This window comes from Bradyrhizobium sp. 132, from assembly GCF_023074185.1.
Taxonomy (GTDB): Bacteria; Pseudomonadota; Alphaproteobacteria; order Rhizobiales; family Xanthobacteraceae; genus Bradyrhizobium.
Map to the genome: position 1 here is coordinate 1 of NZ_JADPKY010000027.1, position 26,396 is coordinate 26,396.

32 protein-coding genes, 1 tRNA gene and 1 pseudogene are annotated in these 26,396 nt (G+C 64.7%); 20 read left to right on the top strand and 14 right to left on the bottom strand.

The features are described 5' to 3' along the window. The first annotated feature begins 146 nt into the window (after nucleotides 1-146). The 4 genes from IVA74_RS03250 to IVA74_RS03265 all read left to right on the top strand — a co-directional run bounded on the left by IVA74_RS03250 (nucleotide 147) and on the right by IVA74_RS03265 (nucleotide 4,190). The gene (locus IVA74_RS03250; RefSeq protein WP_247339820.1) at nucleotides 147-686 is read left to right on the top strand and encodes a hypothetical protein; all 540 of its coding nucleotides are present in this window, start codon (nucleotides 147-149) and stop codon (nucleotides 684-686) included. A 30-nt stretch (nucleotides 687-716) separates the two neighbouring features. Continuing rightward, nucleotides 717-2,117 (top strand): aspartate ammonia-lyase, encoded by a 1,401-nt coding sequence (locus IVA74_RS03255; protein WP_247339821.1) that lies wholly within the window; start codon nucleotides 717-719, stop codon nucleotides 2,115-2,117. A 149-nt stretch (nucleotides 2,118-2,266) separates the two neighbouring features. After that, nucleotides 2,267-3,235, top strand: coding sequence for a nitronate monooxygenase family protein (locus tag IVA74_RS03260; RefSeq protein ID WP_247339822.1), 969 nt, complete (start codon nucleotides 2,267-2,269; stop codon nucleotides 3,233-3,235). Nucleotides 3,236-3,416: 181 nt separating this feature from the next. Then, on the top strand, nucleotides 3,417-4,190 hold the full coding sequence (locus IVA74_RS03265; protein ID WP_247339823.1) for a thioesterase family protein: 774 nt from the start codon (nucleotides 3,417-3,419) through the stop codon (nucleotides 4,188-4,190). Between the two features lie 366 nt (nucleotides 4,191-4,556). Here IVA74_RS03265 and IVA74_RS03270 read toward each other — a convergent pair whose 3' ends face one another. Further along, on the bottom strand, nucleotides 4,557-6,119 hold the full coding sequence (locus IVA74_RS03270; RefSeq protein ID WP_247339824.1) for an AMP-binding protein: 1,563 nt from the start codon (nucleotides 6,117-6,119) through the stop codon (nucleotides 4,557-4,559). 122 nt (nucleotides 6,120-6,241) lie between these two features. On the opposite strand from IVA74_RS03270, the gene IVA74_RS03275 reads away from it, so the two are divergent. From IVA74_RS03275 to IVA74_RS03305, 7 genes are all read left to right on the top strand, one after another. Further along, complete coding sequence (locus IVA74_RS03275) at nucleotides 6,242-7,201, top strand: nitronate monooxygenase (RefSeq protein WP_247339985.1); 960 nt, start codon at nucleotides 6,242-6,244, stop codon at nucleotides 7,199-7,201. A 157-nt stretch (nucleotides 7,202-7,358) separates the two neighbouring features. Next, nucleotides 7,359-7,607 (top strand): hypothetical protein, encoded by a 249-nt coding sequence (locus IVA74_RS03280; RefSeq protein ID WP_247339825.1) that lies wholly within the window; start codon nucleotides 7,359-7,361, stop codon nucleotides 7,605-7,607. Between the two features lie 132 nt (nucleotides 7,608-7,739). Then, complete coding sequence (locus IVA74_RS03285; RefSeq protein ID WP_247339826.1) at nucleotides 7,740-8,447, top strand: hypothetical protein; 708 nt, start codon at nucleotides 7,740-7,742, stop codon at nucleotides 8,445-8,447. A gap of 84 nt (nucleotides 8,448-8,531) precedes the next feature. Next, nucleotides 8,532-9,245, top strand: a complete 714-nt coding sequence (locus IVA74_RS03290; protein WP_247339827.1) for a hypothetical protein — start codon at nucleotides 8,532-8,534, stop codon at nucleotides 9,243-9,245. Nucleotides 9,246-9,435: 190 nt separating this feature from the next. Further along, nucleotides 9,436-9,861 (top strand): hypothetical protein, encoded by a 426-nt coding sequence (locus IVA74_RS03295; protein WP_247339828.1) that lies wholly within the window; start codon nucleotides 9,436-9,438, stop codon nucleotides 9,859-9,861. Nucleotides 9,862-9,863: 2 nt separating this feature from the next. Then, nucleotides 9,864-11,246, top strand: a complete 1,383-nt coding sequence (locus IVA74_RS03300; RefSeq protein WP_247339830.1) for a hypothetical protein — start codon at nucleotides 9,864-9,866, stop codon at nucleotides 11,244-11,246. Further along, on the top strand, nucleotides 11,177-11,749 hold the full coding sequence (locus IVA74_RS03305; RefSeq protein ID WP_247339833.1) for a hypothetical protein: 573 nt from the start codon (nucleotides 11,177-11,179) through the stop codon (nucleotides 11,747-11,749). Before IVA74_RS03300 ends, IVA74_RS03305 begins: the two co-directional genes overlap by 70 nt. 33 nt (nucleotides 11,750-11,782) lie before the next feature. On the opposite strand, the gene IVA74_RS03310 is transcribed toward IVA74_RS03305, so the two are convergent. After that, nucleotides 11,783-12,007 (bottom strand): cysteine rich repeat-containing protein, encoded by a 225-nt coding sequence (locus tag IVA74_RS03310; RefSeq protein WP_247339837.1) that lies wholly within the window; start codon nucleotides 12,005-12,007, stop codon nucleotides 11,783-11,785. Between the two features lie 235 nt (nucleotides 12,008-12,242). Between IVA74_RS03310 and IVA74_RS03315 the strand changes: the two genes are divergently transcribed. After that, nucleotides 12,243-12,524: a hypothetical protein gene (locus IVA74_RS03315; protein ID WP_247339839.1), complete on the top strand. Its 282-nt coding sequence runs from the start codon at nucleotides 12,243-12,245 to the stop codon at nucleotides 12,522-12,524. Nucleotides 12,525-12,826: 302 nt separating this feature from the next. On the opposite strand, the pseudogene IVA74_RS03320 reads toward IVA74_RS03315, so the two are convergent. The 4 genes and pseudogenes from IVA74_RS03320 to IVA74_RS03335 all read right to left on the bottom strand — a co-directional run. Then, a pseudogene (locus IVA74_RS03320) lies at nucleotides 12,827-12,904 on the bottom strand (DNA-binding response regulator); the annotation flags it as partial. Between the two features lie 122 nt (nucleotides 12,905-13,026). After that, complete coding sequence (locus tag IVA74_RS03325; protein ID WP_247339841.1) at nucleotides 13,027-15,753, bottom strand: DUF2235 domain-containing protein; 2,727 nt, start codon at nucleotides 15,751-15,753, stop codon at nucleotides 13,027-13,029. Nucleotides 15,754-15,950: 197 nt separating this feature from the next. Continuing rightward, nucleotides 15,951-16,199 carry a hypothetical protein gene (locus IVA74_RS03330; RefSeq protein ID WP_247339986.1) on the bottom strand — a complete coding sequence of 83 codons (249 nt, stop codon included), beginning with the start codon at nucleotides 16,197-16,199 and terminating at the stop codon, nucleotides 15,951-15,953. Nucleotides 16,200-16,228: 29 nt separating this feature from the next. Then, nucleotides 16,229-16,471 (bottom strand): hypothetical protein, encoded by a 243-nt coding sequence (locus tag IVA74_RS03335; protein WP_247339843.1) that lies wholly within the window; start codon nucleotides 16,469-16,471, stop codon nucleotides 16,229-16,231. A 296-nt stretch (nucleotides 16,472-16,767) separates the two neighbouring features. Here IVA74_RS03335 and IVA74_RS03340 point away from each other — a divergent pair, with 296 nt between their 5' ends. Continuing rightward, a complete protein-coding gene (locus tag IVA74_RS03340) occupies nucleotides 16,768-17,727 on the top strand; it encodes a helix-turn-helix transcriptional regulator (protein WP_247339845.1) in 960 nt (319 codons plus the stop codon). Between the two features lie 74 nt (nucleotides 17,728-17,801). On the opposite strand, the gene IVA74_RS03345 is transcribed toward IVA74_RS03340, so the two are convergent. The 3 genes from IVA74_RS03345 to IVA74_RS03355 all read right to left on the bottom strand — a co-directional run bounded on the left by IVA74_RS03345 (nucleotide 17,802) and on the right by IVA74_RS03355 (nucleotide 18,700). Continuing rightward, nucleotides 17,802-18,035: a hypothetical protein gene (locus tag IVA74_RS03345; protein WP_247339847.1), complete on the bottom strand. Its 234-nt coding sequence runs from the start codon at nucleotides 18,033-18,035 to the stop codon at nucleotides 17,802-17,804. A 91-nt stretch (nucleotides 18,036-18,126) separates the two neighbouring features. Further along, on the bottom strand, nucleotides 18,127-18,429 hold the full coding sequence (locus tag IVA74_RS03350) for a hypothetical protein (RefSeq protein ID WP_247339849.1): 303 nt from the start codon (nucleotides 18,427-18,429) through the stop codon (nucleotides 18,127-18,129). Nucleotides 18,430-18,615: 186 nt separating this feature from the next. Further along, nucleotides 18,616-18,700 (bottom strand) — tRNA-Leu (locus IVA74_RS03355). Nucleotides 18,701-18,855: 155 nt separating this feature from the next. Here IVA74_RS03355 and IVA74_RS03360 point away from each other — a divergent pair. Next, nucleotides 18,856-19,395, top strand: coding sequence for a disulfide bond formation protein B (locus tag IVA74_RS03360; RefSeq protein WP_247339850.1), 540 nt, complete (start codon nucleotides 18,856-18,858; stop codon nucleotides 19,393-19,395). Here IVA74_RS03360 and IVA74_RS03365 read toward each other — a convergent pair whose 3' ends face one another. Beyond that, entirely contained in the window at nucleotides 19,396-20,481 is a 1,086-nt protein-coding gene (locus IVA74_RS03365; RefSeq protein WP_247339851.1) for an AbrB family transcriptional regulator, read from the bottom strand. A 99-nt stretch (nucleotides 20,482-20,580) separates the two neighbouring features. Next, nucleotides 20,581-20,862 (bottom strand): PsiF family protein, encoded by a 282-nt coding sequence (locus tag IVA74_RS03370; protein ID WP_247339852.1) that lies wholly within the window; start codon nucleotides 20,860-20,862, stop codon nucleotides 20,581-20,583. A 205-nt stretch (nucleotides 20,863-21,067) separates the two neighbouring features. Between IVA74_RS03370 and IVA74_RS03375 the strand changes: the two genes are divergently transcribed. Then, on the top strand, nucleotides 21,068-21,559 hold the full coding sequence (locus IVA74_RS03375; RefSeq protein ID WP_247339854.1) for a hypothetical protein: 492 nt from the start codon (nucleotides 21,068-21,070) through the stop codon (nucleotides 21,557-21,559). Nucleotides 21,560-21,606: 47 nt separating this feature from the next. Here the strand turns inward: IVA74_RS03375 and IVA74_RS03380 are convergent, their stop codons facing one another. After that, nucleotides 21,607-22,155 carry a TetR/AcrR family transcriptional regulator gene (locus tag IVA74_RS03380; protein WP_247339856.1) on the bottom strand — a complete coding sequence of 183 codons (549 nt, stop codon included), beginning with the start codon at nucleotides 22,153-22,155 and terminating at the stop codon, nucleotides 21,607-21,609. A 111-nt stretch (nucleotides 22,156-22,266) separates the two neighbouring features. Between IVA74_RS03380 and IVA74_RS03385 the strand changes: the two genes are divergently transcribed. The 3 genes from IVA74_RS03385 (at nucleotide 22,267) to IVA74_RS03395 (ending at nucleotide 23,933) form a co-directional block, all read left to right on the top strand. Further along, complete coding sequence (locus IVA74_RS03385; RefSeq protein ID WP_247339858.1) at nucleotides 22,267-22,695, top strand: acyl-CoA thioesterase; 429 nt, start codon at nucleotides 22,267-22,269, stop codon at nucleotides 22,693-22,695. Between the two features lie 3 nt (nucleotides 22,696-22,698). Further along, complete coding sequence (locus tag IVA74_RS03390) at nucleotides 22,699-23,175, top strand: PaaI family thioesterase (RefSeq protein ID WP_247339861.1); 477 nt, start codon at nucleotides 22,699-22,701, stop codon at nucleotides 23,173-23,175. 98 nt (nucleotides 23,176-23,273) lie between these two features. Beyond that, nucleotides 23,274-23,933 (top strand): DsbA family protein, encoded by a 660-nt coding sequence (locus IVA74_RS03395; protein ID WP_247339863.1) that lies wholly within the window; start codon nucleotides 23,274-23,276, stop codon nucleotides 23,931-23,933. A gap of 77 nt (nucleotides 23,934-24,010) precedes the next feature. On the opposite strand, the gene IVA74_RS03400 is transcribed toward IVA74_RS03395, so the two are convergent. Then, nucleotides 24,011-24,217: a hypothetical protein gene (locus IVA74_RS03400; protein WP_247339865.1), complete on the bottom strand. Its 207-nt coding sequence runs from the start codon at nucleotides 24,215-24,217 to the stop codon at nucleotides 24,011-24,013. 131 nt (nucleotides 24,218-24,348) lie between these two features. Between IVA74_RS03400 and IVA74_RS03405 the strand changes: the two genes are divergently transcribed. After that, nucleotides 24,349-24,663, top strand: coding sequence for a hypothetical protein (locus IVA74_RS03405; RefSeq protein ID WP_247339866.1), 315 nt, complete (start codon nucleotides 24,349-24,351; stop codon nucleotides 24,661-24,663). After that, a complete protein-coding gene (locus tag IVA74_RS03410; protein WP_247339867.1) occupies nucleotides 24,647-25,303 on the top strand; it encodes a nucleotidyl transferase AbiEii/AbiGii toxin family protein in 657 nt (218 codons plus the stop codon). Before IVA74_RS03405 ends, IVA74_RS03410 begins: the two co-directional genes overlap by 17 nt. Here IVA74_RS03410 and IVA74_RS03415 read toward each other — a convergent pair. Continuing rightward, nucleotides 25,298-26,380 carry a phospholipase gene (locus IVA74_RS03415; RefSeq protein ID WP_247339868.1) on the bottom strand — a complete coding sequence of 361 codons (1,083 nt, stop codon included), beginning with the start codon at nucleotides 26,378-26,380 and terminating at the stop codon, nucleotides 25,298-25,300. The genes IVA74_RS03410 and IVA74_RS03415 overlap by 6 nt on opposite strands. Nucleotides 26,381-26,396: the final 16 nt, after the last annotated feature.

The window sequence follows — 26,396 nt, forward strand, 5'->3', positions numbered from 1 at the left end:
CATCTTCGCCCATTGGGCGTCAGTCAAAACGAATCGGTCCATCCCAAGCTTGAATCACAACCAAGCCCCGATGAGAATCCTGAATCCCAACAGACCCTAGCCCGAGGCGCTTTGCGGCCGCGCCAGGTTCGGCTACGGTTGCCGTCATGATGCTTCGATCCGGCATTCCGGTCCTGCGACCGGGGACGCTGATATTTGCGGTGCTTTCGCTCCTGCTGGCTGCTGGCGGTACCGGATGGCCGCAATCCGCGCCGCCAGCGCTCGGCTTGCAGGAGCAAGGACCGCAGGCCGCGCCGCCGCCCTCGACATCAGCTCCTTCGTCACCGCCGGCGCGTGAGGACAATCCCGGGCTGATCAACGAAATGGGCAAGCTGTTCGACAAGCTGCCCTCGATCCTGCCGCCGATCAAAAGCCCGAGCGAGACCATCAACGATTTGTCGCGCCTGGCGAAGCCGTCGAGCATGGTGTCGGGACGCGTGGCCTGTCCGGCCTCGTCGAACGGCGCGCCCGACTGCAAGCTCGCCGCCGACAAACTCTGCCAGAGCAAGGGCTACACGGAAGGCAAGAGCCTGAATGCCGATTCCGCGGAGAAATGCTCGGCCAAGGTTCTGATCCCGGGCAGGCAACGCAAGCCGGACGACTGCCGCACTGATACCTTCGTCACCAGCGCGCTGTGCCGGAACTGAGGACGTCGCGCGAGCAAGCAAGGAGCGCCCATGAGCCGTACGGAGCAGGACTTCCTCGGACAGCGTGAGATCGCCGACGACATCTATTACGGCGTCCAGACCATCCGCGGGAAGGAGAACTTCCACATCACCGGCATTCCGATGAACCAGGAGCCTTACTTCGTGAAGGCGCTCGGTTACGTGAAGAAGGCTGCGGCTATGGCCAATCGCGATCTCGGCGCGGTGGACACCAAAGTCGCGGAAGCCATCATCGTGGGCTGCGACCGCGTCATCGCCGGCGACATGATGGACCAGTTCGTCACCGACTTCATCCAGGGCGGCGCCGGCACCTCCACCAACATGAACGCCAACGAGGTGATCGCCAATCTCGCGCTGGAATCGCTCGGCTTTGCCAAGGGCGACTATCAGCATGTCAGCCCCAACGATCACGTCAATTACGGCCAGTCGACCAACGACACCTATCCGACTGCCTTTCGGCTGGCGCTGATCTTGCGCCTCGAGAGCTACATGACCGCGTTACGCCAGCTCCAGGAGGCGTTCTTCGCCAAGGGCCGGGAGTTCGAGCGCGTGCTGAAGATGGGCCGCACACATTTGCAGGACGCGGTGCCGATGTCGCTCGGCGCCGAATTCCGCGGATGGGGCACCACGATGGGCGAGGAGGTCGATCGCATCTCGGAGGCGCGCGCGTTGCTGCGCGAGGTCAATCTCGGCGCCACTGCGATCGGCACCTCCGTCACCGCGGCGCATGGCTATCCAAAACTTGCGGTCCGGCACCTGAGCGCGCTCACCGGCATCGACTTCATCCTCGCCGGCGACCTCGTCGAGGCGACGTCGGATACCGGCGCCTATGTGCAGCTCTCCGGTGTGCTCAAACGCACCGCGAGCAAACTGACAAAAATCTGCAACGACATCCGCTTGCTCGCCTCGGGGCCGCGTGCGGGCTTCAACGAGATCAACCTGCCGCAGCTTCAGCCGGGCTCCTCGATCATGCCCGGCAAGGTCAATCCGGTGATCCCCGAGGTCGTCAACCAGACCAGCTTCCTCGTCATCGGGCTCGACACCACGGTGACGCTCGCAGCGTCCGCCGGCCAGCTCCAGCTCAACGTGATGGAGCCGGTGATCTCGTTCGCGCTGTTCTTCTCGATCCGTACCATGGAGCGCGCGGTCAACAGCCTGCGCGAGAATTGCGTCGTGGGCATCACTGCCAACGAAGAGCACACCCGCAACATGGTGCTCAATTCGCTCGGCATCGTCACCGTGCTGAAGCCGCTGCTCGGCTACAAGCAATGCGCCGAGATCGCGCGCGAGGGCTACAAGAGCGGCAAATCGCTGCACCAGATCGTCGTGGTCGAGCGCAAGCTGCTGACGCAGGAGACATGGGACGAGATGTTCTCATTCGAGCGGCTGATCAATCCGGATCTGATTGCGTGATGTCGTCGTCCCGCAGCGAATTCCGTAGCTTGGAATTGCGGTAACGGCGTCCGCCACGGCGTCAGAACGCAATACTTGACAGTGGAAAGATTGCCTTGTTGGTATGGCCCCCAACTTCCATTTGACCGCCAACAGAGGACCTTCTCGCAATGTCCATGCCTGCCTTGTTCAAGGGACGCCTGTCGATCCCCGTGATCGGTTCGCCGCTCTTCATCATCTCGGTGCCCGATCTTGTGATCGCGCAGTGCAAGGCGGGTGTGGTCGGATCGTTTCCGTCGCTGAACGCGCGGCCGCCGGAACTGCTCGACGAGTGGCTGGCGCGGATCACCGAAGAGCTCGCGGCCTATGACCGCGCCCATCCCGACAAGCCGTCGGCGCCGTTCGCGGTCAACCAGATCGTGCACAAATCGAACAACCGGCTCGATCACGACATGCAGCTCTGCGCCAAGTACAAGGTGCCGATGGTCATTTCGTCGCTCGGTGCTCGCGAAGAGCTCAATCAGGCCGTGCACGGCTGGGGCGGCATCGTCTTCCACGACGTGATCAACCAGAAATTCGCGCACAAGGCGATCGAGAAGGGCGCCGACGGCCTGATCCTGGTCGCGGCCGGCGCCGGCGGCCATGCCGGCACGATCTCGCCGTTGGCTTTCGTTGCCGAGACGCGAAAATGGTTCGACGGCCCGATCGCGCTGTCAGGCGCCATCGGCAACGGCAAGGCGATCCGCGCTGCGCGCATCCTGGGCGCCGACTTTGCCTATATCGGCTCGGCCTTCATTGCCACCAAGGAAGCCAATGCGGTCGAGACGTACAAGGAGATGATCGCGGGCGCGAACGCCGACGACATCGTCTATTCCAACCTCTTCACCGGCGTGCACGGCAACTATCTGAAGCCGTCGATTCTCGCCGCCGGCATGGATCCGGAAAACCTGCCGACCTCCGATCCCTCCAAGATGAACTTCGGCACCGACGCCTCCGGCGAGCGCGCCAAGCCAAAAGCCTGGAAGGAAATCTGGGGTTCGGGCCAGGGTGTCGGCAGCATCGACGGCATCGTGCCCGCCGCCGAAATGATCGCGCGATTCAAGAAGGAATACGACGAAGCGGTCGATCCGCCGTTGTGATCGCTGTGGTGTCCCGGTCCCGGTGCGGCGTCATAAGCGCGTTCACGCGCGTCTTCGACGCGCTATGGTGCCGCGCCGCAGAGCCGGGACCCATCGCCACGACAACTGGCCCCCGGATCAGCAGCGCACCGCAAGAGCGCTACGCTGCGTCCGGGGAACGCCACCCGAGATCGAGTACGACATGACCCCCATTTACCGCGTCGACGGCAACAGCGTCGTCACCAGCCCGGACGCCGCGGGCCCGTGGGACCAGCGTATGCAGCACGGTTCGGCGCCGGCCTCGCTGGTGACATGGGCGGCTGAGCGCATTCCGACGCCTGTAACGATGGACATCGCGCGCGTCACCATCGATCTGATGCGCCCCGTGCCGGTGGCGCCGCTCACGATTGCGACCGAGATCTTGCGCGAGGGCCGCAAGATCCAGCTCTGCGGGGTCAAGCTGCTCGCCGACGGCGTGCAGGTCGTCGGCGCGACCGTGCTCAAGATCAAGCGCCAGGCGCTGGCGCTCCCCGACGACGTCAAGGCGCTGCCGGTCGAATTGCCGTCGCCCGAGGACTCGCTGGTCGAGGACGGTCATGCCGCCACCAGCCCGTTCGTACGTTCGGTCTCGATGCGCGCCGCGCGCGGCCGCTTCGGCCAAGCCGGCGCGGGCGCGATCTGGTTTCGGGTCGACCATCCCCTGATCGCAGGCGAAGCGCTCTCGCAGGCGATGCGCGCCGTGGTCGCCGCCGATTTCTCCAACGGCACCGCCTCGACGCTCGACTTCCGCGCCTGGACCTACATCAACGCCGACCTCACCGTCAGCTTTTCGCGCCAGCCGATCGGCGAATGGATCCTGCTCGACGGCGACTCCTGGATCGGTCCTGACGGCGCCGGGCTTGCGATGTCGCGGCTCGCCGACCGGCAGGGCTATTTCGGCCGCGCGGTGCAAAGCCTGGTGATCGAGAAGCGGTGAGCTTGACGGCGAGCGCCGCGATCGCTCCCTTGGCCGGTTGAACGGCAGGCTTCCGCCGCCGCGGAAGGGATGCCTGGCCGCGAGCCTCCTGTTCGAAGGTCTCTTGTTCGGCGCGGCATCCTGCCTGTTCACACGCCGTAGAAGATCTTGATCTCCCACAGCACCACGATGATGGCCGTGATCAACGTGACCGCGGCCAACGCACTTTCCAGGGAAGCGACTCTCATTTCACACTCCGCTTCCCAGCCCCGCTAGCGGTCTAGTTGATTCCCTGATTCGCGCGCAATTGCGTGGGCATCGCCGGCACTCACTCCGTTGCGCGTTGTGGTGCCGGGGCCACAACGACACCGTAGAATTCCGGGGTGTCTATCCCACCATCCGGTCCCGTCCGCCCCAAAAGCTCGCGCGCAGTACTTTCTTGTCGACCTTGCCGACTCCGGTCATCGGCAGTTGCTTCACGAACTGGATCTGCTTCGGCGCATGCGCCGAGCCCTTTCGCGTCTTCACCAGATTGATCAGCTCATCGGCATCAGGTTTTGCGCCCTCGCGCAGGACGACGACGGCGGTGACGGCTTCGCCCCATTTCTCGTCGGGAATACCGACGACCGCGACCATCGCCACGTCCGCATGCTGCGACAGGACGTCCTCGACCTCGCGTGGAAAGATGTTGAAACCGCCAGAGACGATCATGTCCTTCTTGCGGTCGAGGATGAACATGTAGCCGCGATCGTCCTTGCGCGCGATGTCGCCGGTATGCACCCAGCCGTTCTTCAGCGTTTCGGCGGTGATGTCCGGCCGCTTCCAGTACTCCGCCATGACATGTGGAGCGCGCACGCAGATCTCGCCGGCTTCGCCCGTCTTCACCTCCTGGTCGTTGTCGTCGAGGATCTCGACCTCGCAAGCCGCGATCGGGAAACCGCAGGACAGGAACAGCTCCGGCGTCTTGGGATTGTGATCTGCCTTGCGCAGCACCGAGACGGGATAGCATTCGGTCTGGCCGTAGAGCTGCGAAAACACCGGCCCGATGCGCTCGATCCCTTCGATCAGCCGGCTCGGCGACATCGCGGAGGCGCCATAGAGCACAAGCTCGAGCGAGGAGAGGTCGGTCTTGCCCAGCGCGGGATGATCGAGCAGCACGTAGATCATGGTGGGCACGAACAATGTGAAATTGATCCGCTCGCGCGCGATGGTGGCCAGTACCGCCTCGGGATCAAAACCCTTCAGCATGTGGACGGTGCCGCCGCGCATCAGGGTCGGCAGCACCTTTGTGCCCGCGACATGGCTGATCGGAGCGACCGTCAGATAGCGCGCCGCCTCTGGAATTTCGAAGTCGGCGAGGATCGCACCTGCCGCCCCGCTGTTCTCGCGATGATAGCGCAGCGCGCCCTTGGATTTTCCGGTCGTCCCGCCGGTGTAGTTCAGCGTCGCGAGATCGTCGGCGCCGGCGAGGCACAGCGCGGTGGCGTGGCCTTCGATCTCGATCGCCTGCAACAGGTCGACGCCATAGTCGGCCGGTCCCATGGTGAAGACCGCCTTGAGCTGCCCCGCCTGTGTGGCGAGCTCGCCGCCGCGCTCGCGGAAGGAGGCCGCATCGACCACCAGCATCTCGGCCCCGGAATCCTCGAGCTGGAAGAGCTGGTCTCCTCGCGACCCCAGAGGATGCAGCCAGGTGATGCAGAGCCTGGACAATTGCGCGGCGACACCGGCGCACCAGGTGTCGGCGCGATTGGCGGTGAGGAGAGCGACACGCGCGCCGGGCTGCAATCCAAGGCGCATGAATACGCTCTGGATCCGTCCGATCAGGTCGATTGTGCCCTGATAGGTCAGCGATCCGCCGGGCCAGGCGAAAGCGGTGCGGCCAGGATAGCGCGACAGTGCCCGTAGCGTCTGCGCACAAGCCGGAGACGATGCGTGGAGCGGATCGGACATATGTTTCCTCATTGCTTTGTCATCGGCGTTTGACGTGCCAATGTTGCGCGCAAGGCTAGCACAGGGAATGCGGGATGGAACGACAAAGCCCGCGCAAGGAGGCAAGAGTGACAGGGAGGTTTGTGACGTCCGATCGACTGCAACGCTTTCGCGATCGTCTCAGTCTGCCTTTGATCGCGGCGCCGATGTTTCTGGTGTCGGGCGTCGAGCTCATGGTCGCGGCCTGCCGTAACGGTGTGATCGGCAGCTTCCCTACTGTGAACTGCCGTAGCGCGGAACAGCTTGAGGCGTGGCTCACCGAAATTGAGACGCGGCTGCGCCATCACGAGGATCAAACCGGCCGCAGGGCCGCGCCACTCTGCCCGAACCCGATCGTGCATCGCTCCAACGCTCGGCTGGAGCAGGATCTCACTGTGCTGCTGCGCCACAAGCCGGAGATCGTCATTACCTCCGTTGGATCGCCCGAGCCGGTGTTGAAGCCGCTGCATGAAGCTGGCGCGCTGGTGCTGGCGGACGTGGCCTCGATCCGCCACGCCCAGCGCGCGGCGGAGGCCGGCGCCGACGGGCTCGTACTGCTCGCCGCGGGCGCCGGCGGGCAGACCGGCTGGCTCAACCCGTTTGCCTTCGTCCGGGCAGTGCGCGCATTCTACGATGGCATCGTCGTTCTCGCGGGCGGCATCAGCGACGGCCGCGCGCTGCATGCGGCCGAAGTGCTCGGCTGCGATCTTGGCTACATGGGCACAAAATTCATAGCGACGCGCGAGAGCATGGCGGACGAGCGTCACAAGCGAATGCTGGTCGACGGCAGCGCGGACGACATTCTGCTGACCACCGCGTTCACGGGCCTGCAGACCAGCATGCTCAAGCCGTCGATCGTGGCAGCCGGTCTCGACCCCGACGATCTGCCGGCGCGGGGCGCGATCGACATCGGCAAGGACATCGACGTCAACGCACGCGAGAGCCGCCCAAAGCGCTGGCGCGATATCTGGAGCGGCGGGCATTCGATATCGGGCGTGACCGACGTGATGGCGGTCGACGATCTCGTCGCGCGGACGGTCGCCGAGTATCGAGAGGCGGGGTGACCGCCTCTCCCCGTAAAACTGCGGAGGCCGGCAGGGCCCGTTGTCCCCATCACAGTTAATCGAGCGCTCCTTCGAAGCCCCTCACTTAACGGCAGATTAACCAACGCCCGGCAAGAATCCCTCTCACGGCGCCAATCAGGACCGAGAGGGACAGGCGATGGACTTCGACTATCTCAACGCCAAGACGGCGGCTTCGCTGGACGAAATTCGCGTTCGCGTAGCCCATGCGCTGGCCCGCCATCCGCTGTGCCGCAGTGTGCGCTTCGACATTGTCAGTGTCCCCCGCACCCGCCGGGGCGGCAATTGGACGGTGACGTTGCAATCGGTCGAGCCGCGCGGCGTCTGGGAGGCCTCGGAGATCGTGGCCGACATCCAGGACGCTTACGATCTGGCGCTAGCTGCCTGATCTTCTTGAGTTTTTCGGGCGATGTCGCCGCAGTCTGCGCGATTGCCGCCGCAATGGCTCGGTTAAGCCTTAATTATCGCCCAGTTTCCAAGCAGTGATCACGTGGACTTGAAGTCGGACGCGGAGAGACGTTTGTCGAAAGCCATCACCATCGTCGTGCTGACCTGCTTCCTCGTCCTCGGCGCCGCCACCACTGCCATTCTTGGCCGTGACAGCGTGCCAAGCGTCAGCGCTGAGATGATCTCGCAAACGCCGCCTAAGCCGCTTGCAACCAACCGGGCTGCCAAGGCCGACCGTCTGGTTCCGACGCTGGCGCTGGCTTCGGCCGCAATCGACCCGGTTCAGGTTCCAGCCGACAAGCTCTCGCAAATGCCCGTGCTGGCCGAGCCGCTGCGCCAGGCGTTCGCTGCCGCCACGCCGTCCGATTTCCCGATGCCCAAGGCGAACGTGAACGAGGCTCCGGCCGCTTCAGAGGTTCCGGCCGTCGAAGTCCCGGCCAAGCCGAAGGTCGTGGCCAAGCCGCAGCCGCAGAAATCCTATTCGCTGCTTTCCGACGTGCAGATCTCGGGCATCCGGGACCGTCTGAAATTGTCGTCGTCGCAGGAATATTACTGGCCTTCGGTCGAGACAGCGCTGCGCAACGTTGTCCGCAAGATCTCGGCAAACAAGCTGTCCAATCCGAACGTGCAGGGCGTGCCGATCGATCCCAATTGCGACGAGGTCCAGCAGTTGAAGTCGGCCGCGATGCCGCTGCTGTTCCAGCTGCGTGACGACCAGAAAGAGGAAGTGCGCAAGCTCGCCCGCATCATCGGGCTCGAGAAGGTCGCGCAGCAAATCTGACGCATGGGTTAGGGAACCGCGCGCTCGCTTCTGGAACATCGGGCAATCCCAAGGCGTTACCCGGTCCAAAGAGGGAGTGGATCGATGCGCGCCTCGATAGCTTATTTCGTCGGTGCCGGAACGATCGTCGCCGCCATGGCGATTGGTCTCGGCGGCGGCATCGTCGCCGGCAATATCATGCACCCAATCGCGCCCAAGCAGGGGCCGGATACCGGCAAGATGGCGCAGCGTGCTGAACCAGTCGCCGCACCGACAACGACGAGTGCGCCCTCGGAGCGCGTCCAATATCTCACCGGCTCAAAAACTTTCGGCGCGATAGTCGTCGTGCCTGCGCAGGCGCAGGACGAAGCAAAGCCTGAGGTCAAATCCGAGACGCAGACTACCCAGGCAAACGCTGAATCGCCCGCGCCGCATCCCTCGCAAGCAGCCGCAGTCGAGCCGCCCAAGGAGCAATTCAAGCCGGCAGCCGCTTCGCCTCCGCAAGTCGTAAAACCCGCCGAGCAGCAGACTTCGACGGTGCCGTCCTCTTCATCTGACAACGCCAAGGACAATGCCAATGCCAAGGCCAGGGATTCTGACGTGAAGCGTGCCACGTCCGAACGGCGCCGGATGGATCGCCGCGAGCGTTGGGCCGAGCGCCGTCGTTACGACCCCCGCGAGCAACGCGGCATGCGCGATCAGACCGATTGGGACGATGTCGCGCGCAACGTTCGTGAAGATTCCAGCACTCGGGACGTCGTGATCCGTCCGGGCAGTGGCTTCCCGCAGATCAGGATGTTCGGCGCCGACGACGATTAGCGCCTGACACCGCCCTGTTCGCCGCCGCGCACGCGATCGTGAGCGGCGGTTCGTTCTGGGGAGGCGCTTGCCTCCACTTTCAACTTCCAGACGATCTCCGTTCAATGCATGATTGACGTAGCCAGCCAGAGGCCGCGTCATGGTTTCCATGTCAGTGCATCTGTTGTGGACGTCCGCCGATAGCCTCATCGTGGCCTTCGCGCTCGCATTCATCGTTCCGCGATGGCATGTGCTGCCTCTGATTCTGATGTTCGGCGTTTGTGACGCACTAGGCTCTGCGCTCGGTGTCGGTGTGCCCGCCGAAGGCGGTCTTGCCGCGGTCGCGCTGATCTCGTGTGGCGCGTTGTTGGTCCTGCGTCTTCCGATCGCACATCGCCTGATACAGGCGGCGGGCTGGGTCTACGTCCTGCCGCCCCTGCTTGCGATCGACAATATCGTGTCGCACGCGCCGGACCATGTCGGCCTTGTGGCGCTGTCGAGCGCCGCGATGGCTGGCCTCGGATTTTCGTGCGGAGCCGTGGCGTCCGGTTGGTTCAACGCGAGTCCCGAAAGCGGACGGTCGTTCGCCGGGGCCTGTCTGCTTGTCGCTGGAAGCGTTTTGGCATTCGGGGGCTAACCATGCCCACTTCCGTCACGACCCGCAGCTACGATCACGCCCGTACCGGTGCGAACAATTCGGAAACGGTGCTGACGGCGACCGCCGTCCGCACGAAGGGCATCGTCAAACTCTTCAGCCTTCGGATTCCCGACGATCCAAGGCTCGAGGCGCAGCCGCTGGCGGTCGGCGGCGTGCGCATGGCCGATGGCAAGACCCGCGATTTGATCTTCCAGGCCAGCATGGGCAACTGGGTCTATGCATTCGACGCTGTGACCGGCCACCAGATCTGGGCGACGAATCTCGGACGTCCGATCGTCGGAACGAGGGCGATCGACGGCCACATGACCAACGTCCGTTGGGGCATTCTCTCGACGCCCGTGATCGATGAAGGCGCAGGTATTCTCTATGCCTGCGTTTGGATCAGCAACGACGGCAGCGTCGCCAAGGGGCAGCACTTTCTCGCAGCGCTGCGGATTCGCGACGGCTCGAAGGTGCACGGGCTCTTGAATCTCGAGGGCGCGGTCTACACGCCGCCGAGCGGCTTGCCGGTGCAGAAATTCGTCTCGGCGCAACGCAAGCAGCGCAGCGCCTTGACGCTGACGCAGAACCACGTGTTGATTCCCTTCGGCACGATCGCGGAGACGTCGAAGACGGCGCGTGGTTGGTTGATTGCGGTGGACGTCCATGCCTGGCGGCTCGCTGCCACATGGTGCTCCACCGTCACCGGCGCCGGCGGCGGATTGTGGCAGAGCGGGGCGGGACCTGCCGTTGCTCCCGACGGTTCGATCTATGTCATCACCGGCAACGGGGCGTTCTCGCCGCAACATGGTGATTTCGGCGAGAGCATCGTGCGGCTCGCCTTGCGCACGGGACACCACGCGCATTTCGAGGTCACGTCGTGGTGGGCGCCATGGACCGACGCTAACCGGGTCGGCGCCGCCGCGGTCGCAGCGGCCGCGGACGACGATGACGAGGCGGCGTTGCCGTCCAACGTATCCCTGCCTTCCGTGATTGCGCATGCCAGGCGCATGGGAATGCCGCTCAAGCCTCTTCATGCGCGCGAGATGCCGCATGCCGCGGTCACGTCAGGTCGCAGTGCAACCGATGCGCAGATCGCGCCGATCGTGGCGCATCACATGGAGGCGATGAACGAGTCGATGTGGAGCGACCAGGATTTCGGTTCCGGCGGTCCGGTCTATGTCGCTTCCGCCCATGCCGTGCTGGCAGCGGGCAAGGATGGAGTCCTCTACCCGGCAATGCCAATGCGCTTGGCGACACGCAACCGGGCGATCTTGCGGCCGGCCATTTTGCGGCGAACTACGACAAGCTTCATATGCCGCCGATCCTGTACACGTATTTCGATCCTGGCGTGCCGCCGGCGCCGGCGTCACCGATGGAGCTGAACCTGTTTCCGGGCGGCGCGACGCGGCACCTGCATGGCACGCCGTTGTTGTTTCAGTCCGCCGTCCACGGCACGATGCATTTTGTCGGCGGCGAGAACAGCGCCTTGCGGGCGTGGTCGATCGCAGCCGACGGGACCACGGCCTATCTCGCCGGTGGCAATGAGATCGCCTCGCCGCAATCGCCGCGTCCGCCGGGCGGCATGCCCGGCTGGAGCATCACGCTTGCCGCCAACAACGGCGCTGATGGCATCATCGTGGCGATGGTGCCCTATCAGGACAGCAACATGTTGCTCAGTCCGGGCCGCTTCCTGATCTACGACGCGCAGAATTTCGCCACCAATCCCGACGGCTCCAGGCGGCTCCAGGTGATCTGGGACAGCGAGAACTGGGGACCCGAGCACGCCTTCACGCATCCCAAGTTCAATCGTCCGATCGTCTGGAAAGGCCGCATCTATCGCCCGACCTATGACGGGCGCATCGACGTCTACGGCCTGACCCAATAGCGCCGGCGAGATTTGTGCGGTGGACGCAAGTGCTCACCCGCCGTGGGAATCCACGACCTTGCGGCAGCCATCCGAAAGCTTCGACTTGTTCTCGCGCAGGCAGGCATTCATCTGCGGCGGCTTGCCGATGTGTTCGGCGCAGAATTTGCCGGCATCGCTGCGGCAGGCCATCTGCTCCTGCGGGGTCGGACCGGATTGCGCAGCGGCGGGCAGGGCGGTGGTGGCGAGCAGCAGCGCGGTAAGAATCGAAAATTTCATAAAACACCTCTTTGAGAATGTCGTTGGTCTCGCCTGGGATCAAGCGAGCCGGACCATCTCGCGAAGGCCGCGCGCTGGTCCATGCCATGTTCATGGCATCGGCCCGCCCGCCCGCACGCCGTACCCCCATTTTCATGGCATGTATCCGCGCGCTGTCTTTTGCCATTCAGGCTGCACGTTGGCTGCGAGACCCGGTGATTGCATCGGGACGCCGAACGGGAAGCAGGAGAGCAAGATGTCGGAAAGAGCGGGAGCGCTGAGCGCCGGGCTGACGATTTTGGCGCTGACAGGTGCGGCGATGGTGTCGCTGGGCACGAGCCCGGCGCAAGCCGTGGTCTATTGCAAGACGGTCGGCATACCCAAGGGCTGCGTGGTGCGGCCGACAGCAGCGGTGGTGGTTGCGCCGGCCGCCGCGGTCGTGGTGGCGACGCCGGGTGTCGGTGCGCCCGGTGTCGGCGTGCGCGCGGGCACGCCGATGAATCGCGGTGGTCCGGTCAATCGCGTCGGCGTGCGCTGAGAACGACGAAAGAGTTCGGGCGAAGGAGCCTTGCGGACGAACCCCCCGTCCTCCGCAGGCAAATTATCCGGCCCGTCCCTCTCTCCGCGCGTCCCACACGTTCGGAGGGGGGCATTTCAGCCGTTGGCAGCATCGCTGTCGGGAAAAATCTGCGGCAATTGCAGCCGCACGCGCGTGCCTGAGGAATCCGGACTGAGATTGAGTGTCGCCCCGCAGCGCGCGGCGTCCCACCTGCCAGTCGAGCGCGATCTCGTGCGAGCGCAATTGCGCGGTCGCGCGCTCGCGCCAGGAGCCGAGTGCTGGAGCTGCCAGCAAGTCGGCGCGTCGTCCTCGACGAGGAGGATGGTGATGGCTTCACCCGTCTCGCCCTGTTCGGTCATGATTATCGTCCTGCACCGCGTGTCCCCCGCGGCGAGAGCCCAAGCCTAGCCGCGGCGCGGACACCGCGACACCCATAATCATGGGGGCGCACGGCGACCACTTGGCATCCGCGACGCGGTGTCTACGGCTTCGTCGCGGCCGGTTTATCCTGCGGCATGGGCGGACTCGGCAGTCGCTGCACGACAATGCGCGCGGTGCCGGCATTGTTCTTGTAGAACTGCTCATAGGGCCCCAGGACAACGTCGAGCTTCGCCGGGCGCAATGCGGCCGGGAGCAGCGTCGGATAAATCTGGACGGCGTCGTTGACGTAGAAGAACAGATCGCCGGCATCGGGCGCGACGAATTCCGCGACCAGCCGTCCCGACAGCTTCTGTTCGTCCCAGATCGCGCGCGCGGTCGGATCATTCGGCACCGGCTCGAAGGGCCCGAGCTTGCGCACTGAGAGCTTGAACGGATCGTCGTCGGGAAGTGCCGCGAACCCTTTCGTCTTGTCGAGCTGGGTCGGATACCTGCCTTTGGTCTGATCCGCATCGTCCTCGACCGGAATGGTCGGATTCATCCGGCGCGGCAATTCGTCGGCCGGCATGACGTAGACGGCCTTCAGCGGAACGTCGCTCATTCCCTTCGTACCGACGCGCACGACGGGCTGGAACCAGGCGGCGCCGAACTGACGGAGCGTCGGCAGGGCGAGGTAGTGAGCCGTGAAATAGGTCTTGAAGCCATTTGTGCCGCTCAAGATGGTCCGGTCGAACCAGGGATCCTCGATCTCGACCCAGACGCGGTATGAGCGGCCTTTCTCGACCGAAAGGCCGCTCCACCAGCAAAACTCCTTCGTCGCGAAGCGGCCGCGCGCATGGATCGGTTCGTCGAGCACCGGCGTGCCGGCCTCTGACCCCGGAGTCGTGCAGATATTTCCGGTCGCGGTGCGGGCGGTGAAGACGCTGGTCGCCCCAATGAGCAGGGCCGAGTAGAAGATGATGAACAGAAAGATGCCGGGCAGCACGAGCTTGGTGAAGAGAAGGCGCGCCGGTCCCGCATTCAGCCGCATCCATCGGGCGAAGCGGAGCAGCAAGCCGGGCTCGTCGAGATGCCGCTGGCTTGCCATGCGGTGTGGCCTGCTCCAGGCCAGCCGCGCGCGTTCCTGGATGGTGTCGCGGAGCACCGTGTTCCTGCGCCAGATCAGGTAGGTGATGACGAGGACGATCGAGGTCGCGAACGGATAGTACAGCGTGATGTCGAGCCACGGCGCCGCATAGGATGGCAGGACATTCCTGACAAGATTGGCCAGCGGCCCCAGCACGGCGCCAACGAGCCAATCGATGGTGGCGATGGCGTGCAGCAACATTGTGCCTTGCAGACCATTGTCCTTCGACACCCCGATCAGGCTGCGGGCGATCCACGGCCAGACCGCGATTACACCGACCATGAACAGCAGCGAGAAATAGGCGACGCGCCGCCACCACACGGTGTCGCGGGTGAGCCTGGCCATTTCGGCACTGGGCGTGTTCATGCGGGTGAAGGCTTCGGCCTCCGTCTCGCGCCGCGGGTCTTGGGCCTTCGCCAGATAGGCCTGTTTCATGGCCTCGCGCGTGCCGTCCTCGACGAGGTTCAGCTTGCTGCTATCGGGCGTCAGCACCAGCGCGTCCGCCGGCAGCATGATCGGCGCGTAGTCGTCGCAGCCGAACAGCATGCGTTCGATGACGGCGAAGTGCACCACCGGCAGCCCGCCATTGACCTGACCAGCGAGGATCGGGCGCGGCCCGTAGCGGTAGAGCACGGCAGCGCCGCTGCGCGAATCGTGCTTCGGTCCGGTCGCCGATTGGTATTTCCTAAAGTGTTCGATCTCGCCGTCCTGGAAGCGGAGCCGTCCGTCGAGCTGATCGGCCATCCAGACCAGCGGCACGAAGGATAGCGTGGATTCCGGATAGCCGCCGCCGATGTCGGAATGCACGCCGGTGAACCACACCTCCTCGACCGTCTGGTCGGGCGCCAAATGGCTCTGGTCGATCCGCAGCGGATGGAAGGTGGTTCGCTCGTCGTCCAGCGCCAGCGCATGCGAGATGTGCTTCACCTTGCGCGAAGGCCGGTGATTGCGGAACGAGATCGGCCAGATCGCCCAGTCGATCGCGACCCGTAGCTCCTCGATCGGGACGCCGAAAGCCTCGACCGTGTCGAACAGCCCGAGAAATTCGATGTCGATCTCTTTGCGGCCGTTCATCGCCGAGCGGACATCGGCGTAGGAGCGGTGCCGGCAGATCGCATGATAGAGATAGAGCAGGACATCGCGGATGAAGCGCGCGATCCAGATCGTCGGCAGGCTCTTCTTCAACGGCACGGTATCGCGACGGTATTCCCGCCACGCGGCCATGGCGTTGCGCTCCATCTCCTCATGCGACACCGGCGTGCCGCCGATTTCCGCCGGCACCAGGCCCTGGCTCGCGATCAGCGATGCCAGGGTGCGCGCGGTGAAGGCGCCGCGGCTGAAGCCGAAGATGTAGATCTCGTCGCCCTCTCGCCAATTCCAGCACAGGAAGCGGTACAGCTTGCGGACGTTGCCGGGCACGCCGATGCCCGTGGCGCCGTCGAGCGCGGCGAGCGGCGCCCAGCCGGCTGTGCCGACGCCCTTGATGTAGTAGGCAATCTGGTCCGGCTGGGTGTGGTCGAGCGCTTCGTAGAGACGCCAGACGCTGGATTCCTGGGTGGTGAACGCATTGCCGGTGCCGTCGGCGAACAGCACCAGCTTGCGCTTCGGCGGGATGGCGGTGGTGGTTCCGCCGACATGCATCTCGATATGCGCGTGTTCCGGTCCGGCAGAATCGGCGTTCGGCGCACCATCATGGTGTGGCATGAGCCCCTCCGGCAATTCGACGGGGACGCGCTTCAGGCCCGAGCCGGGCAGCACTCCCCGGAGTCAATTAACGGATGCAATAATTGCGTCGTGAAAATGCAGGTGCATTCTGCACACGATCCCGCTGAGGTAGCAAGCAGGAACGCGCCGTCGCGGCAGGGGCCCCGGCGAACGGGGAGAGGCGGAGTGTTCAGCCTTTACCGGCCATTGCCACGGCACGCGCCGCCGGGGCCGATATGGTAGCCGCGCGGGCAAGCATGCGCGGCCGGGTTGGCATAGTTCCTGAGGCAGCCGCCATTGGGACCGCGGTGCCAGCCGGCGCCGCAGCCGCCGGCGACTGCGATGACGTCGCCATTCGCGCTCGCACCGAGCGGGGCGAGCGGCATGGCCTGAGCAGAGCCTGTGATCGCGCCGAGCGCGAGAGCTGCGGCAAACATTGTTCGCATCATGTCTTGTCCTCCCGAATGACGCTGCTTCAATGGCCGGCGGCGAACGCACTGCCGGCACGCACTTCGGCGATGGCCTGGTCGATCAGCCCGATCGCCTTCTCGCGATGGCCGCCCTTGTTCGGCTCGGCCTTGCCGAGCTCGACGCGCGCCGATTGCAGGATCGCGATGGCTTCGTCCATGTGCGGCTGCGCGCCCAGCGCGTAACCGATGCAGAGGCTGGTCGCGATGGCGCCGCCGAGCACGAGGCTGCGGGGTAGAGAGATTCGCATGTCGTCGTCTCCTCCAGCGGGCGTCAGGCTGGGGCCGCCCGTTTGCCCGGATGCGGTCCCTTATGTGCCGGGAAGTCGTACCCGCCGCCTGAATAGGGCCCGCTTGTGCGAGCCGTCTTGGACTGTCCGGCGCCGACGGCGGCGCGGCTTGGACTGACCGGCGCAGCTTGCTTCACGTTGGCGTGCTGATAGCCTGCGCTTACCGGTGTTTGGCAGGCGTTCATTTTAGACCTGCCAGGCTTCGGCACGCTTCCGTGCATGAGCTTTTCCCAAACGTCCTTTTGGAAGGTCTTTCGATGTCCGTCATCCGGAAGACGCTTTCGACCGACATGTTGCCGCGGGACCTGTCCGACCGGCAGCGCTTCATCCGCTTCGCCGAGTTGTTCGAGCATTTCTCCAACACCGGCGAGCTCGATCCGGCGTCCGACGTGCCGTTTCGCGCCACGATGAACTCGATTCATATCGGCACCACCATGCTCGGACGCTGCGACGGCAGCTTCGTCACGGTCCGGCGCGAAAAGCGCCAGGTGCTTGAGACCGGCGACGACCGCTTTTGCCTCGCCCGCAACACCGGCGATCGTCCTTCGCGGGTGGTCCATCGCGGCCGCGAATTCACCATGCGGCCGGGATCGATGGTGCTGCTCAAGCTGGACGAGCCGTTCTTCGCCGCCGACGGCGCGAGCCACAAGCGCTTCACCAACGTGCATCTGCCGGTCGACACGCTGCGCGCGATGGTCGCCAACGTGGACGATCTCGTCGGCTGTGAACTCGAACCCGGCGGCGCGCTGACGCTGGCGATGGACTACAGCGATCTGCTGCTTCGCTATCCCGCAGCCGTCGACGAAGCCGACATGGCGATCGCCGCCCATCTGCTCGATCTCGCCGCGATCGGTCTCGGCGCCCGCAGCGATGTCGCCGTCGCCGCGCGACGCGGGGGCCTGCGCGCCGTGCGGCTGAAAGCCGTGTTGTCGATCCTCGAGGCGCGCTTCCACGAGCCGGACTTTTCCGCGCAAAGACTCGCCGCCGCTGCCGGCCTCTCCGAACGCTACGTCAACGAGCTGCTGTTCGAGGCCGGCGCCAGCTTCACCACGCGCCTCAACGAGCTGCGCCTGCGCAACGCCGCCGATCTTCTCGCCCATCGCGAAGACCGCATCAGCGACATCGCCTTCGCCTGTGGCTTCAACGACCTGTCTTATTTCAACCGCTGCTTCCGCCGGAGGTTCGGCCTGACGCCGACGGCGGCACGGGGGAAGTGAGGTAGGCCACAGATGGGTTGACTTACGGGAGGACACCCTCGAAATCTCTCCTGAGCGTATCCCGAAAGGCATCTCTACGAAGCCTCTCCCCGCGGCGCCGGATATCGCCGGGCCAGCGCCGACAACGGCAAGTGTCGCTCGCCCTCCGGCAGCTCCAGATACGCCAGCACCAGCGGCCGCTTCCAGTCGCGGACGCCGAAATCCATCGCCATCCATTTTTGCGGCTCGGGGCCTTCGAGGCCCCGGACCCAGACGAAGAAGCGGGGGAGGTCGTCGGCGTCCGCTTCCGTCGTGCGTCTCCTGGCCATTGAAGCTGCTCGCTGCATCAGTACGCGTTGCCACACGATATAGGCACTGGCCGGACGAAGTCGAACGCCTGCGGGGAGCGGCATTTCCGCCTTACTGCCAGATCCGAGTCTCCGCCACGCGGTTGATGTCGGCGAGCCGGCGGTCGGCATCGCCCTGAAGGTCGATGCCCTCAACCAGTGTGAGCAGGCGGTGATACGCGCCATCGGCGATTTCGACCGGCAGCGGGGCCTCGTCAAAGGCCTCGACATAATTGTCGACAAGGCCGCTCAACATGCGGCACAGCCCGCGCTGGGAAGGATCGTCCCGGCCGAGCGTTTCGAGCTTTTGCTGAAAGATACGGAAGGTTCGCAGGCCGTGGTGCTGTTGCGAAAGCCACGCGTGCAGGTCGTTCATGTGAGCCTCTTCGGTCAAGTGAAGAAGCTACCGGCTTATACAGTGGGGATGTGACGATGGCTAGTGGAGGGGGAGTGACTGGACTCGTTGACCCAGTCCGCCTCCGCCAAGGCTTCGGCGGGACAGCCTTCGCTGCTTCGCATGGATAGGATTTAGCCTGGCTTGCCAAGCCGTAGCCGCGAAGGCTGGTGCCCCTGGCCGGAATCGAACCAGCACTCCTTGCGGAACTCGATTTTGAGTCGAGCGCGTCTACCAGTTCCGCCACAGGGGCCCTCGGTCAGCCCCAAACAGGGCGTCGCGAAGCCGGCGGACTATAGCCATGGACCGGACGGGGTCAACCCGCGCCAAAGTGATCCCGCCGTTCTCGACAGCCGCATGGGGCGGGGTTAGAGGCTTAAAGTCAGCGTCCATCCGAAAGAGGCTGCCGTGACGACCCAGAGTGCCGCAATATCTGCGTTCAAACCGGCGGCCACGAACCCGGCGCTGGCCGCTTCGCTCGCGATCACGCTGATTGCAGCCGCGACCATCGCGGGCGCCTGGTTCTTCCAGCTGGTGCTCGGGATCGTGCCCTGTCCGCTCTGCCTGGAGCAGCGCTACGCCTATTACCTTGCGATCCCGCTGGGCCTGCTCATCGCACTCGCGGTGCGGGGCGGTGCGCCGAGACCGCTGTTGCTTGCGGGCCTTGCGATCCTTGCGCTGGCGAGCCTCGCCAATGCCTGGCTCGGCGCCTATCATTCCGGCGTCGAATGGGGCTTCTGGAAAGGACCGACCGACTGCTCCGGTCCGGTCGTCAATCTCGGCAGCGCCACCGATCTGCTGTCGCGGCTCGACACCGTGAAGGTGGTCCGCTGCGATGAGGTGCAGTGGCGCTTCCTCGGCCTCTCGCTCGCCGGCTACAATTTGCTGATCTCGTTGTTGATGGCGGCGATCGCCGCGTGGGGATTTGTGCGGACGGCGAAGCGCTAGCTAATCATCCACATCGTCCTGCGTGCGGCCGAACAGGTGCACGATGCCCGGCGTCGCGATCGTCACGAAGACGAAACGCGAGAGGTGATGTGCGCCGACAAAGATCGGGTCGATGTGCAGCGTCAGGGCCAGCGCCAGCATGGCGTCCATCGCGCCCGGTGCGTAGGCGACCACCACGTCGGAGAATTTTACCTGTGTGGTGAGCGCCACGATGCCGACGAAGATCGCGGAGACGGCGATGGCGACAGTAAACGAACCCAGTGCCGCATTGATGTGGCCGGCGAGCGTCTTGATCCGCATCCGCGCGAAGCGGCTGCCGATCAGGGCGCCGATGCCGACCAGCGCCACGCCGCGTACCCAGTCCGGCAGACCGCCCTCGACCCAGCCGGCGCCATGCAGCACGCTTGAGCCGATCATCGCGCCGAACATCCAGCTCGCCGGAAACCTGATCAGCCGCAGCAGGAGCGCCGCGGCCAGCGAGGCCGCGACCAACTCGACGAGGTCGAGCGGCGAGGCGATCGTCGTCGTCAAGGAAGGCGCGACGGAGGGCGCGACGCCGGCGAACGCCAGCACCATCGGCAGCGCCGCGGTGAGGATGATGACGCGCATGGTCTGCACCACCGCGATGCCCGGCAAATCGGCGCCGCGCTCGACCGCCAAAATCGTGATCTGCGACAGCGCGCCGGGGCTGCCGGCGAGGAAGGCCGAGGTGCGGTCCCAGCCGTGGACGCACTGAAGATAATAGCTCGAGCCGAAGGTCGAACAGAAGGTCGCGAGCGCAAGCAGGCCGATGGTGAGCGGATAGGCACCGACCTGTTGAAGCAGATGGCGCGAGACGACTGACCCTAACGAAATGCCGAGCAGCACCAGCACGGTCTGAGTCAGGATCGGCGGCAGCGACAATTGGCGTCCGGCGATCGCAGCGATCCCGACCGCGATCATCGAGCCCGAGATCAATCCGCCGGGAAGGCCCGCGAGCAGAAACGCGAGGCCTCCCGCGGTGCCGATGACGAGCGTTTCCACTGTGCTCAAGATCTTGGCACGGCTTGGCAATTCGAACGGCAGAGAGGCGGTGATTTGCTTCACACCGCCTTATCGCAAATCAGCAAGAGGCGCACAATTGCGGCCACGTCATGCCGCAATGCGCGCGCCTCTCGCCGAGAGCCGGCAAAGACCGTGATGGGTTTACTTCTTGTCAGCGGGGGCGGCGGTCGTGCCGGCCTTGGCTTCCTTCATGCATTCGCGGCGGAATTTCTTGCGCTCCTTGCCCTTCAATGCCTTGGCATCCGCCTGCTTGGAGCATTCGAGTGACTCGGCCGAGTGCTCCTTCGGCGCCTTTTTGTCGGCGGGGGCGGCAGTGGTCTTGGTGTCGGTCTTGGCCGCCGGCGCGGCAGTCTGCGCGAAGGCGGTGCCGGTGGCGAACAGGGAGGCGAGGGCGACGACGGCGAGGCGAGAGGTGAAGGTCATGGTGTTGCACTCTTCTTTGCGAGAATTGCGAAGGGTTGGGAACGTCGGCTCGCATTGCTGAACGCAACATGAACGATCTGAACGGGAGGGACCACTATATTTTGGCGGCAGGAGCCATCGCTTCCTTGTCGCAAGCCGGCGGCACGTTAGGATAGCAATCCTCGTTTCACTTCCCTCGGGGGAAGATCAAGGAGGAGGACCACGGATGACCATTCAATCAAAAATGCTGTGTGCAGTTGCGCTGTCGGGCTTTGCCGCGCTGGTGGCGAGTGCGCCGGCGCAGGCGCTGACTTCCCAGGAGTGCAGCGCGAAATATCAGGCCGCCAAGAAGGACGGGTCGCTCGGCACCACGAAGTGGAATGACTTCCGCAAGGCTCAGTGCGGTGCCGACGCAGCGCCTGCCGCCGCTCCGACCGCGGCTGCTCCTGCCGCGCCCGGGGCTCCCGCCGAGCCGAAGCAGGCGAAGAAGGAGGCAGCCCCCGCTGCCGCCCCGACCCTGCCGGCCGGCCCTGCGATCTATCCGAACGCAGTCGATCCGAAATACGCCAAGGAGACCGCGGGCAAGGCGCGCCTCCACACCTGCGTCGACCAGTACAACGCCAACAAGGCCACCAACGGCAATGGCGGCATGAAGTGGATCGAGAAGGGCGGCGGCTATTACAGCGAATGCAACAAGAAGCTGAAGGGCGCCGCCTGAAGCTTCAAGACGATGCAGAGGCCGGAGCCAAGCTCCGGCCTCTTGCTTTAATCCAGTAGCTTCTCGGCCGATTTCGCCACGAGCTGCGATCGCTTGCGCGGGCCGCGCTCGACGAACAGCAGGCTCTGGCCGAAGATGAAGCAGTAGAACAGGAAGGCCTGCGCTTCGGCCGCCTCGGCCTCGACGCCGGTCGCGCGATAGAGTTCGGCGACGTGCTTCAGCCGCGCCGCGTCCACGCTCGCCACCGCTGCCGCTGCGCCCTCGTCCGAGCGGGCCCATTGCCGGATCGCGAGCTCGATGGCCATCCCGTCCGGATTGAGCCGCTCGGAATAGAGCTGGATCACCGCCTTCAGCCGCTCGCGGGGCTCTTGGCCACCGAGACTCGTCTGCTGCGCGATCGCCGTCGAGCGCCCCTCGCGCCAGCGTTCCAGCATGACACCGAGCAGCGCGGCACGGTCGGCGAAGCGGCGGTAGAAGCCGCCCTTGGTAACGCCCAGGTTCTTGGCGAGCACCTCGACCCGCACCCCCTCGACCCCCGATCGGGCGAGCTCGGTGAACCCCGCCTCGACCCAGACATCGCCCTTGCCGTCGCTCATGAAGGAAGCCTCACCGGTGCTTGATACGGTGCCGTATTGCTAGCGCGGGAGGAGGCTGATACGCTACCGTATCAGCAATCAAAGGCCGGAAAAGGGCAGGGAGAAATTGCGATGGAGCAGGAGGCGACCTATCGCGGCACGGTCTATCCGTGGCAGTGCGATCACGTCGGCCACATGAACATCATGTGGTATGTCGGCAAATTCGATGAGGCCAACTGGAATCTGTTCGCCCGTCTCGGGCTGACGCCGAGCTATCTGCGCGGCTCCGGCCGCGGCATGGCCGCCGTGCAGCAGAACGTCACCTACAAGCGCGAGCGGCTCGCCGGCGACATTGTCGGGATCCGCAGTCATCTGCTCGAGATCCGGGACAAATCGATCCGCTTCCGGCACGACATGGCCAATGCCGAGACCGACGAGATCGCCGCATTCTGCGAGATCACGGTCGTGCACATGGACCGTAGCCAGCGCAAATCGGGGCCGTTCACGGATGCCATCCGCGAGATCGCCATGAGGCATCTCGCCGAGCCGGCGGAGGCCTGAGCCATGGCCGCATACGAGCCGAAGAACCCGGGTTATCGCGCGGCTGCCGTCGCCATGTTCGACGGCCAGCCGGCGATGCACACGCTCGGCATCGTGATCGTCCGCCTGGCGCCGGGCGAGGTTGAGCTGGCCATGCTGCACTCGCCGGCCCTCACGCAGCAGAACGGTTTTATCCACGCCGGCATTATTACAGCTGGGCTCGATAATGCCTGCGGCGTCGCCGCCTTCACCCTGATGCCGCGCGAGGCGGACATCCTCACCGTCGAGTTTAAGACGACGCTGCTCGCACCGGCCCGGGGCGAGCGTTTCGTCTTCAAAGCAGAGGTGGTCAAGCCCGGCCGCACGCTGACCTTTTGCGAGGCCGAGGCGTTTGCCGAGCACGAGGGCAGGGTCACGATGATCGCCACAATGACCGGAACGTTGATGGCGATGGTGCCGCGCGTTGCCGCTTCGCAAGCGCCGGCCGCGATCCCCGCATAGCGTGGCGATGACATCGCGCCCGCAACGCTCTATATGACGCGTAACAATTCCCGGTCCCGAGCCGTATTTGCGGCGATGGGACCGAAACGGGGCGAGATATGGCCGGATTCAGGAATAAGAGCCTTGTGCCGACGCGGCGCGCGGCATTGACGCTGATCGGAGCCGGCGCGCTCGCGACGGGCGCGATCGCCTCGGCGTTGGCGGCCACCGACAATGACGAGGTGCTGACCGAATCCAAGGTGCTGCGCGACCCCGACGTTCCCGTCGCCGGTAATCCCGACGGCAATATCAGCATTATCGAATGGTCGGACTACAATTGCCCCTATTGCCGCAAGCTCGAGCCGGAGCTACGTCAGGTCGTCCAGGACGACGGCAAGGTCAGGCTGGTGATGAAGGACTGGCCGATTCTCGGGCCCGTTTCGGTCACGGCCGCCCGGATCGCTCTCGCGGCAAAATACCAGGACAAATACCATCCGGCCCACGACGCCATGATGGGTGTCAGCTCGCGCCTGACCGAGCCGCGCATCGACGAGCTGCTCGCGGCCGCCAGCGTCGACATGAACCGCCTGAAGCGCGACCTCACCGACCATGGCAAGGACATCGATGCCGTGCTCAAGCGCAATAACGAACAGGCTGAGGCCTTCGGCTTCCGCGGCACGCCATCCTTTATCGTCGGCAAGTACCGCGTGCCGGGCGTGCTCAGCATCAACGACTTCGAGCAGATCATCGCCGACGCCCGCAAGGCCAAGATGAACTGACGCGCGTGATATTCACCGCGCAACACAAAGGCGCCGCCGCGGACCCGCGACGGCGCCTTGTTCATGATACGGCGTTGTTACTTCGAGGAGATGCGGACCCAGTCCTTGTGCGCGCGATCGCGCAACGCGTCCCAGTCGGCCTTGGCGACATCCCAGTTTACGATGGTGCGATTGGTGGTCGCGACCTCGCCATTGGCGACCGACGACGTCTGCATGGAGTCATAGGCGTATACGCCGCAGCCGAGCAGCAGCGCGCCCAAGATCATTCCGAGAAAAGTCTGCATGGCGAACCTCCGGTGACGGGCGATAACGTGGATCGCCAAGGACGGTTCCGTCGGCAACCGGGAGGCAAGTTCGGACCGGATCGGCCGTATGGTCGTGGATTAAGGTGGCTGGAAACGCTATACTCCTACCAATGACAAGCGACACTGCACAAAGCCTGATCCGCGAGCTCGGCCGCAAATATCTCTGGTGGCGACCGGTCGACGGGGAGCCATTTGCCGAGCGGCGCATCGTTTCGCAAATCATGAACCTCGGAACGTACGACGACATTCTCCAGTTGGAGGCAGCGCTGGGGAGCGCGCATCTCGTCGATGTCATGCTGCACGCCGAGCCCGGTTGGTTCAGCGATCGTTCCTGGGAATTCTGGCGCGGGCGCCTGTCCTTTGCGACAGGTGCAGCGCTGCCGGAGCATGCGCCACGAAGGGCGTTCGATGCCGCGACGTTTTGAGCCAAAATTATCGATCCTGCCTGCCGCTCAGCGCGAAGTTTGGCCCTTACTTGCTCCGGCGCTGCGTCTGCGACTCGTCCTCTATGGCGGTACCGCCGTGGCGCTCCAACTCGGACATCGAGAGTCGCTCGATTTCGACTTCTTTTGCTCCGCTCCACTGGACAAGGGGGACGTCCGCGCGCAGTTCGGCTTCCTCAACGGCGCTGCCATCCTTCAGGATGCGCCCAATACGATGGTCATCTTGGCCGATATGCCCTCGGGCTCGGTGAAAATTTCCTTTTTCGGACATATCGGATTTGGTCGCGTCAACGACCCGATGCAGACGGCCGACGGCATGATACTCGTGGCGTCGTTGGAAGACTTGCTGGCGACCAAGCTCAAGGCCACGCTCGATCGTGCTGAGGCCAAGGACTATCGGGACATTGCTGAAATGGTTTCTGCCGGAGTGTCGCTGCCACGCGGGCTCGCAGCATTCAGGGGAATGTTTGGCGGTGAGCCAGCGCAAGTGCTGCGCGCGTTAGGCTTCTTCGAGGATGGAGATCTTCGCAGCTTGGGTGCTGCCGATCGCCGAATCCTGCGTGAGGCTCGGGATCGTGTCGGCGTGTTGCCCGATGTGTCTCTGCGGCAGGGCTTGCTATGATGGCGTCGGCCATGCGTTCAGCCACTGCACCACTTCCGCGTTCATCTCGCGCGGATAGGTGTGGCTGAGGTCGTCGATCTCGCGATAGGTGATGACGGCACCGGCGGCGGAGAGCGTTGCCTGGGTCTGCCGCGCGGTCTGCACCGGAAACATCCAGTCGAGCTTGCCGTGGGTGATGAAGATCGGCAGACGCTGCAGGCGCTTGGCGTCGGCCATCTCCGCCATCAGCGGATGAAAGGTCGCCGACACCGGCGCGAGATGTGTGAAGGGCGAGGCGGCCTCTAGCCCGGTGACGTAGCAGAAGGTGCCGCCGTCGCTCATGCCGGTGAGCAGCATGCGCGAGGCGTCGATGGTCCAGCGGTTGCGCACGGTTTCGAGAATGCGCATGAGGTTGGGCGTGTCGGAATCGTCACCCATCAGCGCCCAGGTCGGGCCCGTCGCGGTCGGCGCCACCAGGATCGCACCAAGACTGCGGGCGTCGCGCAGCCAGCTCCATAGAAAGCCGCGGCCGTTGCCGCTGCCGCCGTGCAGCGCCATCACCAGCGGCATGGCGCGGTCGGGCGTGTAATATTCGGGCACGTAGACCGAAAAGCCGCCGCGGCTGCCGGGCTCGTTGTGGTCGTGGATGATGCCGGTGTGCTCGCCCGCGCCGGCTTCCAGCCGCGACAACAGGTCCGCATTCTCGCGATTGGCGGCGTTGAGGAAGAAGCCGCTCACCGGCGGAAACTGCGCCGTCAGCGGATAAAGTGCCTCCTGCGCGCGCGGCACATGGCGTAGCGCGCGGAAGACCGCGACGAAATCGCCATTGCCGCGCTCGACCTCGCGTATTCCGGCAAAGGCGGCGAGCGTCTCGTCGCAGGCACGATCGAGCCGCTCGCGCAGTCCTGTGAACTGTTCCGGCCAGGCGTTGATCGCCGCGCGGGCTGATTGCAGCGCCTCATCCGGCGCGCCGATCGCATTCATCACGGTGGCAAAGGCCGGCGGGTGCAAATGTCGCTGGAAGAAGCCGAGTGCTTCCAGCGCGTTGAGCAGCGGCGGCAACACGGCCACGATGTCGTCAACGACGGCCTCGGTCATCGTCGCTTCCTTGCTT